This window comes from Paracoccus fontiphilus (assembly GCF_017356265.1).
Classification (GTDB): Bacteria; Pseudomonadota; Alphaproteobacteria; order Rhodobacterales; family Rhodobacteraceae; genus Paracoccus; species Paracoccus fontiphilus.
Map to the genome: position 1 here is coordinate 56,033 of NZ_JAFNAW010000016.1, position 10,296 is coordinate 66,328.

General features: G+C 60.8%; 11 protein-coding genes. 4 read left to right on the forward strand and 7 right to left on the reverse strand.

Annotation, left to right across the window (positions count from 1 at the left end; translation table 11 throughout):
- Nucleotides 1-7 precede the first annotated feature (7 nt).
- Nucleotides 8-523 (forward strand): nucleotidyltransferase family protein, encoded by a 516-nt coding sequence (locus tag J0F76_RS08080; RefSeq protein ID WP_207467685.1) that lies wholly within the window; start codon nucleotides 8-10, stop codon nucleotides 521-523.
- Here the strand turns inward: J0F76_RS08080 and J0F76_RS08085 are convergent.
- From J0F76_RS08085 to J0F76_RS08115, 7 genes are all read right to left on the reverse strand, one after another.
- A complete protein-coding gene (locus J0F76_RS08085) occupies nucleotides 513-1,415 on the reverse strand; it encodes a ParB/RepB/Spo0J family partition protein (protein WP_207467687.1) in 903 nt (300 codons plus the stop codon). The two genes, J0F76_RS08080 and J0F76_RS08085, sit on opposite strands and share 11 nt — an antisense overlap.
- Nucleotides 1,415-2,200, reverse strand: coding sequence for a ParA family protein (locus J0F76_RS08090; RefSeq protein WP_207467689.1), 786 nt, complete (start codon nucleotides 2,198-2,200; stop codon nucleotides 1,415-1,417). Before J0F76_RS08090 ends, J0F76_RS08085 begins: the two co-directional genes overlap by 1 nt.
- A complete protein-coding gene (gene rsmG / locus J0F76_RS08095; protein ID WP_207467697.1) occupies nucleotides 2,187-2,783 on the reverse strand; it encodes a 16S rRNA (guanine(527)-N(7))-methyltransferase RsmG in 597 nt (198 codons plus the stop codon). The genes J0F76_RS08090 and rsmG overlap by 14 nt, the downstream gene beginning before the upstream one ends.
- A complete protein-coding gene (gene mnmG, locus J0F76_RS08100; protein ID WP_207467699.1) occupies nucleotides 2,780-4,648 on the reverse strand; it encodes a tRNA uridine-5-carboxymethylaminomethyl(34) synthesis enzyme MnmG in 1,869 nt (622 codons plus the stop codon). Before mnmG ends, rsmG begins: the two co-directional genes overlap by 4 nt.
- Nucleotides 4,649-5,914: a tRNA uridine-5-carboxymethylaminomethyl(34) synthesis GTPase MnmE gene (gene mnmE / locus J0F76_RS08105; RefSeq protein ID WP_207467701.1), complete on the reverse strand. Its 1,266-nt coding sequence runs from the start codon at nucleotides 5,912-5,914 to the stop codon at nucleotides 4,649-4,651. It lies immediately after the preceding gene.
- A gap of 10 nt (nucleotides 5,915-5,924) precedes the next feature.
- Nucleotides 5,925-7,196 (reverse strand): transcription termination factor Rho, encoded by a 1,272-nt coding sequence (gene rho / locus J0F76_RS08110; protein WP_207467703.1) that lies wholly within the window; start codon nucleotides 7,194-7,196, stop codon nucleotides 5,925-5,927.
- A gap of 134 nt (nucleotides 7,197-7,330) precedes the next feature.
- A complete protein-coding gene (locus J0F76_RS08115) occupies nucleotides 7,331-7,774 on the reverse strand; it encodes a CopD family protein (protein ID WP_207467705.1) in 444 nt (147 codons plus the stop codon).
- 457 nt (nucleotides 7,775-8,231) lie between these two features.
- Here J0F76_RS08115 and J0F76_RS08120 point away from each other — a divergent pair, with 457 nt between their 5' ends.
- The 3 genes from J0F76_RS08120 to dnaQ all read left to right on the forward strand — a co-directional run.
- Nucleotides 8,232-9,083 (forward strand): shikimate dehydrogenase, encoded by an 852-nt coding sequence (locus tag J0F76_RS08120; RefSeq protein WP_207467707.1) that lies wholly within the window; start codon nucleotides 8,232-8,234, stop codon nucleotides 9,081-9,083.
- Nucleotides 9,080-9,667, forward strand: a complete 588-nt coding sequence (coaE, locus tag J0F76_RS08125; RefSeq protein ID WP_207467709.1) for a dephospho-CoA kinase — start codon at nucleotides 9,080-9,082, stop codon at nucleotides 9,665-9,667. The genes J0F76_RS08120 and coaE overlap by 4 nt, the downstream gene beginning before the upstream one ends.
- Nucleotides 9,660-10,296: DNA polymerase III subunit epsilon (gene dnaQ, locus J0F76_RS08130; RefSeq protein WP_207467711.1), on the forward strand; the 637-nt coding region annotated here is incomplete at its 3' end. The genes coaE and dnaQ, both read left to right, overlap by 8 nt.

Sequence of the window (10,296 nt, forward strand, 5' to 3'; positions counted from 1 at the left end):
CGTCCTTTTGGCAGCCGGAAGATCGTCGCGATTTGGACCGCAGTGCAAGCTGCAGACCGTCTATCGCGGAAAACCCCTTGTTCGTCACGCGGCCGACGCGATCATCCAGACAGGACTTCCATCGATTGCCGTGATCGCCGATCCTGACGTCGAAGGACTGCTGCCCGAGTTCCGGATCGTGCGTTGCTGCGGTACCCAGTCGCAGTCTCTCCAGGCCGGGCTGTCCCAGGTTCGGGACAACGCGGCCATGATCGTGCTTGGCGACATGCCGAACATCGACGCCGATATCATCCGGAAGATCGCCGCCGCGCCAGGCCCGGCCGCCCTGTGGGACGGGACCCGCATCTGCCCGCCCGCCAGCATCCCTCGCGCGCTTTTCACAAGGATTTTCAGTCTGACAGGGGATGTCGGCGCACGAGACTTGCTACGGTCACTGCCGGATCTGAACCGCGTTCAGGTACCATCCCACCTGTTGAAGGATATCGACCATCGCCGTGACCTGGACGAGGATCTCAGTTCCTAGCCCAGCTGCTTCCACCAAGAATCTGGCAAAGACGATCCAGTTCCTCCAGATCGCGATAGGCGATGCAAACGGCCCCCGCACCGCTGGCGGAATGATCTATGGTGACGGTTGTCTTCAACTGGGCCGAGAGATCGGCTTCCAAGGCGCGGGTGTCTGCATCCTTGGACTGTTTCTTGGCCCGATTGGACCTAGAAGTTGTGCCTTCGTTCTGCTTTCGTACCAGATCTTCCGTTTCCCGGACGGAAAGACCACCTTCGATGATCTTCCTTGCCAGAACTGCGGAATTTTCCGCCGTGACAAGGGCGCGGGCATGGCCGGCGCTCAGCTTGCCATCCTTCAGGTAGTCCTGGACCTGATCGGGCAATGTCAGAAGCCGAAGCAGGTTGGCAATATGGCTGCGGCTCTTGTTCAAGGCTTCGGCCAGCTTCTCCTGCGTGTGGCCGAACCGGTCCATCAACTGCCGGAAGGACGCCGCCTCCTCGATCGCGTTCAGGTCGGCACGCTGGATGTTCTCGATGATCGCGACTTCAAGAACCTCGTTGTCCGTCAGATCGCGGACGATGACCGGAAGTTCGTGCAACTGTGCCATCTGCGCGGCACGCCAGCGACGTTCGCCCGCGACGATTTGATAAAGTCCTTCATCAGCGGGATGTCTGCGGACGATCAAGGGCTGCAATACACCTCGCTGTCTCAGCGAGTCCGCCAGTTCCTGAAGCGCCGCTGGCTCGAAGCTGCGTCGCGGCTGGTCGGGATTGGCGGTGATCTGCTCGATCGGGATCATCGTCCGTTCCTTGAGCGGTTTCGGATCGGCAGCGCCATCCAGATCAAGATCCGCCATAAGGGCAGACAGCCCACGCCCCAGGCCACGCTTGGCAAGCTTGCTATCGGACATCAGGCTTCCTCTTTGACGAGCTTCAGACGGGCGGCAAATTCATTCGCAAACTGCCGGTAAGCGGCACTTCCCTTGGAGGAAGGATCATATAGCAGAACCGGCTGCGCAAAGGAGGGTGCCTCGGACACGCGAACATTCCGGGGAATAACGGTCGGAAAGACGAGTTCCCCAAGCGTGGCCCGCGCATCGGCTTCGACCTGTTGCGACAGATTGTTGCGGTAATCCGACATGGTCAGAAGCACACCATTGATCCGCAGGTCAGGATTGCCCGTCTGACGCACCTGCTTCACCGTCGTGAGCAGCTGAGACAAGCCTTCCAGGGCGTAAAATTCCGCCTGCAGCGGCACAAGCACCGCGTCGGCAGCGATCATGGCATTCACGGTAAGAAGGCCCAAGGCAGGCGGGCAGTCGATCAGGATGATGGCACCCTTGGGTGCATCCTCGAGCTTGCGACGCAGCAGACGGGTCCGATCCTTCGTCTGCGAAAGATCGACGTCGGCGGATGCCAAGTCCGAAGTCGCGGGAACGATGCTCAGATTTTCGATACGGGTGGCGATGCTGCAGTCGCTCAGCGACTCGGGCCCGGCCATCAGGTCATAGACCGTCTTGTGGCGTTGGTCGACATCAATGCCGAGACCGGTCGAGGCGTTTCCCTGAGGATCAAGATCGATCAGGATCGTGCGGTGCCCATCCATTGCCAGCGCTGCGCCCAGGTTGACGGCGGTCGTTGTCTTGCCAACGCCGCCCTTCTGGTTTGCAATGGCAACGACGCTATGATGCGCCATGAGATACTCCGCTTATTTCCAAGGTCGCTGCGCCCTCCTGGGTTCGGCTGGGATGCGCGATACAGTTGAAGTTCCATTCGATTCTAGCATCTTCAACTTCGGACTGCCACTGGCGACCCTTCATCAAATACGCCTTTCCTGCGGGTGCAAGATGAAGATCAAGATATGACATGAGCTTGGGCAGCGGAGCAAGAGCCCGGGCACTGATATAAGCAGCATTCAACGGCGGAACTGCTTCGATCCGATCCACGATCACGCGGGCGTTCTTCAAACCTGTCTTTCGAATGACTTCACGCAGGAAAGCGGCCTTTCGCTGATCGCTTTCGACAAGTGTGAAGAAAAGCGCCGTGTGTGCCTTGGCAATCGCCAGAACGATGCCTGGCAAGCCGCCTCCACTGCCCAGATCCACCCAGTGGCCTTCAGCGCCGTCCATAAGATCGCCTACCTGCAACGAGTCTTGAACATGCCTCGCCCTGAGGTCGGCCAAGCTCACTTCGGCGACCAGGTTGATGCGTGGATTCCAGCGGATCAGAAGTTGTTCGTAGATCTCCAGACGCTCGGATGTTTCACGTGAAACACTCATGCCGCTTTGAAGCCCTTGGATCGTACGGCAGCGATAACAAGAGTAAGGGCAGCGGGGGTCATTCCTTCGAGTTTCGCGGCCGCAGCCAGCGTTTCGGGACAAGCCTCGGTCAGCTTTACCTTCAACTCATTGGACAAACCCATGAGTTGAGAATAGTCAAAGTCGCTAGGCAGAGGAATGGCCTCGTCACGGCGCAGCAGATCCGCATCCGCAGCTTGGCGATCCGTATATTGAGAATAAAGAGCGTCGCACTGGATTTGCCGGAGAGTCGCGGCAGCAATGTCCTGAAGAGGAGGAAACAGTTCGGACAGATCCTCAAGGGCGATGTTCTGCTGACCCAGAAGCGTAAAAACCGACCGAACCTGGCCGTCCTGTCGAACCGCCAAACCTGCTTTCTGAAGCGCTGCGGAAGAATAAGTCTTCGCCTCAAGCAAGTCGCGTGCTTTGAGATAGCTTTCTTGCCGCTTTTCAAATGCCCGGCGCCTTTCGTCCCCGACGCATCCCAGATCAATTCCCAGCGGGGTCAAGCGGCGATCCGCATTGTCCGCTCTCAAGCTGAGCCTGAACTCCGCGCGCGATGTGAACATGCGGTAAGGCTCTGTCACGCCGCGCGTGGTCAGGTCATCTACCATCACGCCGATGTAGCTGTCGGCACGACTGAAGATGACCGGATCGCGATCCAAGGCCTGCAGCCCTGCATTCAGGCCTGCAACCACGCCCTGTGCTGCTGCTTCCTCGTAACCTGTGGTGCCATTGATCTGACCCGCCAGATATAATCCCTCGACCGCCTTCATCTGCAGGGTCGAAGTCAGCGAGCGAGGATCGACATAGTCGTATTCCACGGCATATCCGGGCTGCAGAATTTCGGCCTGCTCCAGCCCGACAATGCTGCGGACATACTGCGATTGGACCTCTGCCGGCAGGGAGGTGGAAATACCATTGGGATAGACCGTATGGTCGTCCAGCCCCTCCGGCTCCAGGAAGATCTGGTGCGAATCCTTTTCTGCGAAGCGAAGGACCTTGTCTTCGATGGAGGGACAGTAGCGTGGTCCACGACCTGAGATGTGGCCTCCATACATCGCCGAACGCGTCAGGTTCGCGGAAATGATGTCGTGCGTGCGCGTGTTGGTGTACGTGATGCCACAGGAAATCTGCGGCACCGACAGACCATGGCTGAGATAGGAGAAAAGCGTTGGTTCCTCGTCGCCCTCCTGCCTTTCCAGACGATCCCAGTCTATCGTTCTGCCATCCAGCCGTGGCGGAGTGCCCGTTTTCAGACGTCCCAAGGCTGAACTGTATTCCTTGAGGGACTCGGCCAGCCTGTTCGAGGCTTGATCTCCCCAGCGGCCTGCGGGTCGGCTTACATCCCCGATATGAATCGTACCGTTCAGAAATGTTCCGGTCGTCAGAACGACAGCTTTCGCGGACAACTGCGTTCCACCTGCAAGCTCGACACCACGAACGCTACCCCCCTCGTTCACAAATTTTGCAACTTCTCCGAGAACCAAGTCCAAGCCCTGATGCTGAGAAATGGCTTGGAATGCCGCCTGTCGGTACAGCGCACGGTCCATCTGCGCCCGTGGACCTTGGACGGCGGGTCCTTTCTTGCGGTTCAAGAGGCGAAACTGGATTCCCGCCTGATCTGCAAGCAGCCCCATCAAGCCATCCAGCGCATCAACTTCCCGGACAAGATGCCCCTTTCCCAGACCGCCGATGGCCGGGTTGCAGGAAAGCGTGCCGATATCCTCGCGCCGCATGGTTACAAGCGCGGTTGCGGCTCCAACTCGAGCTGCAGCCGACGCCGCTTCCAAGCCAGCATGGCCGGCACCGATCACGATCACATCGTATTGTTTCACGTGAAACACCTATTTTCCGATACAGAAGGAGGTAAAGATGACATCCAGATAATCGTCTGCGCCGATTCTGCCAAGCAGACTATCAAGCGAGATGGCAGCTTGACGCAATGCCTCGGCAATGAGTTCCGGAGGCGCATCCTCCTGAACATCGGCAGCAGCTCTTGCGGCAAGCAATGCATTCAACTGGCGTTCATGGCTGACCAGAGACGCGCCTGCCGCCCGCTGCGACAACGCCGCAAAGACTTTCTCCAAGAACTCGTCCAGACCTTCTCCCGTAAGGGACGAAACCTTCAGTTCGCTGCCGGAAGCCTGCAGATCGGCCTTGCTGGTCACGGCCAGATCGCCGGGTTGCCAAAGCTGATCATCAACGTTTCCCTCGGGGGAAAGGTGCACGCGCAAATCCGCCGCCAAGGCACGTCCACGCGCACGATCAATCCCCAGGCTTTCAATCCTGTCTTGGGACTCCCTCAGTCCCGCCGTATCCAGGAAGGTCACGGCCAGACCCCGAAGATCCACACGAAGCTCTATGATGTCCCTGGTTGTTCCGGCCACATCAGACACGAGCGCAACTTCCCGACGTCCTATCCTGTTCAAAAGACTGGACTTGCCAGCATTCGGAGGACCGATGATAGCGACTTCGAAGCCGTTTCTTATCCGTTCGGCTGCAGCATAGCCACGGATCTGGTCGTCCAGTTCCCTGCGAAACCTGTCCAGAAGAACGAAGACTTCTTCCGGAACGTCATCGGGGACTTCCTCATCGGCAAAGTCGATGCTGCTCTCCGTCAAGGCGCCTGCCCGAACCAGCAGGGATCGCCAAGACTCCGCCTTTCGGGCAAGCTCACCACTCGAGGTTCGCAGCGCTATCCGCCGTTGGGATTCAGTCTCGGCTGCCAGAAGATCGCCAAGTCCTTCCACCTCGGAAAGATCCATCTTGCCGTTGAGAAAGGCCCGGCGGGTAAACTCTCCGGCCTCGGCAAGTCTGATACCTTGGGCTCTGAGGAGTTGCCCCAACCGCCTGACGATCACCGGGGCGCCGTGCAGGTGTATCTCGACCACCTCCTCGCCCGTGAAGCTTTGGCCGCTTTCGAACCACAGGATCAATGCGCGATCCAGGATTTCGTCGCCGTCGGCGATCTGCCGCAAATAGGCATGTCGTGATTGCGGCAGCCGGCCTGCCAGACGCTCGGCGGCATTTCGGGCACCGGTTCCGCTGATGCGTACAATGGAAACGCCACCCCGCCCGGGCGGAGTGGCTTCAGCGTAGATCAGATCCATTCCTGCCTCGCTAGGCGTTCATCGAGTCGAAGAAGTCGGAATTCGACTTGGTCTGCTTGAGCTTGGAAATCAGGAACTCGATCGCATCGGTCGTTCCCATCGGGTTCAGGATGCGGCGCAGCAGGTAGGTCTTTTGCAGGTCCTTCGAATCGACCAGCAGTTCTTCCTTCCGTGTGCCGGACTTGAGAATGTCCATCGCCGGGAAGACACGCTTGTCGGCAACCTTCCGGTCAAGCACGATTTCGCTGTTGCCGGTACCCTTGAACTCTTCGAAGATCACCTCATCCATGCGCGACCCGGTGTCGATCAGCGCCGTGGCGATGATGGTCAGCGAACCGCCCTCCTCGATGTTGCGGGCCGCGCCGAAGAAGCGCTTCGGCCGCTGCAAGGCATTCGCATCCACACCACCCGTCAGCACCTTGCCCGAGCTTGGCACCACGGTATTGAAAGCCCTACCAAGTCTTGTGATCGAATCGAGAAGAATAACAACATCTCGTTTATGTTCAACCAGACGTTTGGCTTTCTCGATCACCATTTCGGATACTGCAACGTGCCGGCTGGCGGGCTCGTCGAAGGTCGATGAGACGACTTCGCCTTTCACGGACCGCTGCATGTCGGTCACCTCTTCCGGGCGTTCGTCGATCAGCAGGACGATCAGATAGCATTCCGGATGATTGCGCTCGATCGAATGGGCGATGTTCTGCAGCAGCACCGTCTTGCCCGTGCGCGGGGGTGCCACGATCAGCGACCGCTGGCCCTTGCCGATGGGCGCCACCAGGTCGATGATGCGGGCCGAACGATCCTTGATGGTGGGGTCCTCGACCTCCATCTTCAACCGCTCGTTCGGGTACAGCGGGGTCAGGTTGTCGAAGGCGACCTTGTGTCGGGCCTTCTCGGGGTCCTCGAAGTTGATCCGCTCCACCTTGGTCAGCGCGAAGTAACGCTCGTTCTCGCCAGGCGCGCGGATCACCCCCTCGACCGTGTCGCCGGTGCGCAGGGAATGCTGGCGGATCATGTCGGGACTGACATAGATGTCGTCGGGACCGGGCAGGTAGTTCGCCGCAGTGGACCGCAGGAAGCCGAAACCGTCCTGAACAACCTCCAGCACGCCGTCTCCGCCGATCTCCACGCCTTCCTCGGCATGTTCCTTCAGCAGCTGGAACATCATCTCGCCCTTGCGCATGGTCGAGGCGTTCTCGATCTCCCACTCCTCGGCCATCGAGAGCAGGTCGGCCGGGCTCTTGGCCTTGAGTTCGGAGAGGTTGAGACGTTCTTCGGTCATGGTGTCACCGCGAATGCCGCACGATCACGGATCGCCGCGCGGCTGAAAGGATAAGGATCGGGAATCCCCGTGCCGGACGGCCGGGCTTGGAGTTCACATAGTCGGGGAAAGGCCGCGAGTCAACGACGGGGCCGTCAGAACTTGACGATGACCGACACCACGATGCCCACCATCAGCAGGGTCGGCACCTCGTTCATCAAGCGGTAGCGCCTGCCCGGATGGCCCTTGCCCGCCTCCAGGAGCCGCCGCTGGCCCGCGCACCACATGTGGAACCCCGTCATCGCCAGAACGCAGGCGGCCTTGGTCCAGGGCCAGGCCATCGACCAGTCGACGATGCCCGGCGTCAGCACCAGGGACAGGCCGCTGAGCCAGGTGGCGATCATGGCCGGGTTCATGATCAGCCGCAGAAGCTTGGCCTCCATGATGGCAAAGCTTTCCGCAGGCTCGGGCGTCCGGCCGCGTTCGGCGTGATAGACGAACAAACGGGGCAGGTAGAACAGCCCCGCCATCCAGGAAATCACCGCCATGACATGGAAGGCCTTGGCATAGGGATAGATCAGGGCAAGCCAATCCGACATCGGCACCTTCACTTAAATAAAAGAGAAAGAAAGAAGGATGATGTTGCTGTAGGGGCTGTGGACAAAAGGATAAAGGGGAAATCCACGGGTTTGCCCACCTCCCGACAGCCTGTGGATAATTATGGGATTACGGGCGCGAGATAATGGAAAATACTTTTTTATCATAATCATGGTATGTGGATGAAAATGTGGACCGCGGACCCGTGGAGCGCTTGTCCACAGATCTGCGGTCACAAGTCTCTTCGTTATCCACTTGTGGGGCGAACGTCGCCGTTCGACGGAAGTTCCGGGGGCAAATCCACAAGGCATTTTCATGGGCCTTCCTGCCCCCATGATTCGACCCGATTCCCCCCGGATCTTGTCCACAGGACGGTGCAGGCGCTTTAATTGCCGAAAATGACTGCTTTTTCTTGAAAGCCGGCAGGCTTAGTCTTGCAGGGAAAGCCAAGGACGCCCCATGACCGACGATCAGCCAAGCCTTTCCCATCATGTTCCTCTGGCCGGGGTCATCGGAATGCCGGTCGCGCATTCCCGGTCGCCCCGCCTGCACGGTCACTGGCTGCGCCGCTACGGTATCGCCGGGCATTACATCCCCATGCCCGTCATGCCCGAGCATCTGGCCGAGGTCTTGCGGGCCCTGCCCCGGCTTGGCTTTGTCGGCATCAACGTCACCATCCCCCACAAGGAGGCCGTGCTGACGCTTGCCGATGCCGTGACCGACCGCGCGGCCCTGATCGGGGCGGCGAATACGCTGATCTTCCGGCCGGACGGCAAGATCCATGCGGACAACACCGATGGCTACGGCTTCATCGCCAATCTGCGGCAGAACGCGCCTGACTGGCAGCCGGATGCCGGACCCGCCGTGGTGATCGGCGCAGGCGGCGCGGCGCGGGCGGTGGTGGCATCGCTGCTGGACAGCGGCGTGAAGGAGCTGCGCATCACCAACCGCACGCGCATCCGGTCGGAACAGATCAAGGCCGAATTCGGGGCCCGGCTGGTCGTCTATGACTGGGCACAGGCCGGAAACATGCTGGAAGGCGCGGCAACGGTCGTCAACGCCACTTCTCTGGGGATGGAAGGCAAGCAGCCCCTGCGCCTGCCTCTGGATGCCCTGTCGCCGGACGCCCTTGTCACCGACCTAGTCTATACCCCGCTGATGACGCCCTTCCTGCTGGACGCGCAGGCGCGCGGGTGCCGGGTGGTGGATGGGCTGGGCATGTTGCTGCACCAGGCGGCGCCGGGATTCGAGCGGTGGTTCGGACGCCGCCCCGAAGTCGACGACGATCTGCGCAGGGCTGTGCTGGAATGACCTTCCGCCTTGGCCTGACCGGCAGCATCGGCATGGGAAAGTCCACGACCGCAGAAATGTTTCGCAATGCGGGTTACCCCGTCTGGGACGCCGACCAGGCGGTTCACCGCCTTTACGCGCCCGGCGGTGCCGCGGTCGAGCCGGTTGCCGCGGCCTTTCCCTCGGCGCTGCGGAACGGCGGAATTGACCGCGACGCCCTGAAGACCGCCATCGCGAATGATCCCGCCGCGCTGGACCGGCTGTCGGCCATCGTCCATCCCATCGTCGCCGCGGATCGGCACGCCTTTGTCGCAGACCATTCCGACGCCCTTCTGGTGGTCCTGGATATTCCGCTGCTCTATGAGAACGGGTATGAGGGGCAGATGGACGGGGTGGCCGTTGTCTCGGCCGATGCCCGGACCCAGCGGCTTCGGGTCATGGCGCGGCCGGGCATGACGGACGACCTGCTGGACCTGATCCTGTCGCGCCAGATGCCCGACGCGGAAAAGCGGGCGCGGGCCGACTGGATCATCCCGACCGACAGCTTGGCATCCGCCCGCCAGGCCGTGGACCAGATCGTGAAGGAGATTGCCGCCCGTGCGTGAGATCGTGATGGATACCGAAACCACCGGCTTCGATGCGGAAAAGGACGACCGCATCGTCGAGATCGGCGGGATCGAGCTGGTGAACCACCTGCCGACGGGCCGGACCTTCCACGTCTACATCAATCCCGAACGGTCCATGCCCAAGGACGCCTTCGAGGTGCATGGCCTGGGCGACGACTTCCTGCGCGACAAGCCAAAATTCGCAGAAGTCGTTCGGGACTTTGTCGATTTCATCGGCGACGACGCCCGGCTGGTGATCCACAATGCCAGCTTCGACATGAAGTTCCTGAACGCCGAGTTCCGCCGGGCGGGCTATCCCGCCCTGCCCTGGTCGCGCGCGCTGGACACGCTGGCCCTGGCCCGAGAGAAGTTTCCCGGCGCGCCCGCCTCGCTGGACGCCCTGTGCCGCCGCTTCGGCATCGACAACTCGAACCGGCAGTTGCACGGGGCGCTGTTGGACAGCGAGCTGCTGGCCGAGGTTTATCTGGAGCTGATCGGCGGCAGGCAGCCGGACCTGGTGCTGGACCAACCGCTGCGCGCAGGAGCCGTCCCGGGGCAGCCGGGCGGCAACACGGGCCCCCGTGCCGCGCGGCCCGTGCCGCTGCCGCCGCGCCTGACCCCGGCCGAGG

Bases quoted from the DNA above. Each gene is read 5' to 3' on its own strand.
- J0F76_RS08085 (WP_207467687.1), bottom strand. From the start codon at position 1,415: ATGTCCGATAGCAAGCTTGCCAAGCGTGGCCTGGGGCGTGGGCTGTCT.
- J0F76_RS08090 (WP_207467689.1), bottom strand. From the start codon at position 2,200: ATGGCGCATCATAGCGTCGTTGCCATTGCAAACCAGAAGGGCGGCGTT.
- rsmG (WP_207467697.1), bottom strand. From the start codon at position 2,783: ATGAGTGTTTCACGTGAAACATCCGAGCGTCTGGAGATCTACGAACAA.
- mnmE (WP_207467701.1), bottom strand. From the start codon at position 5,914: ATGGATCTGATCTACGCTGAAGCCACTCCGCCCGGGCGGGGTGGCGTT.
- rho (WP_207467703.1), bottom strand. From the start codon at position 7,196: ATGACCGAAGAACGTCTCAACCTCTCCGAACTCAAGGCCAAGAGCCCG.
- J0F76_RS08115 (WP_207467705.1), bottom strand. From the start codon at position 7,774: ATGTCGGATTGGCTTGCCCTGATCTATCCCTATGCCAAGGCCTTCCAT.
- J0F76_RS08120 (WP_207467707.1), top strand. From the start codon at position 8,232: ATGACCGACGATCAGCCAAGCCTTTCCCATCATGTTCCTCTGGCCGGG.
- coaE (WP_207467709.1), top strand. From the start codon at position 9,080: ATGACCTTCCGCCTTGGCCTGACCGGCAGCATCGGCATGGGAAAGTCC.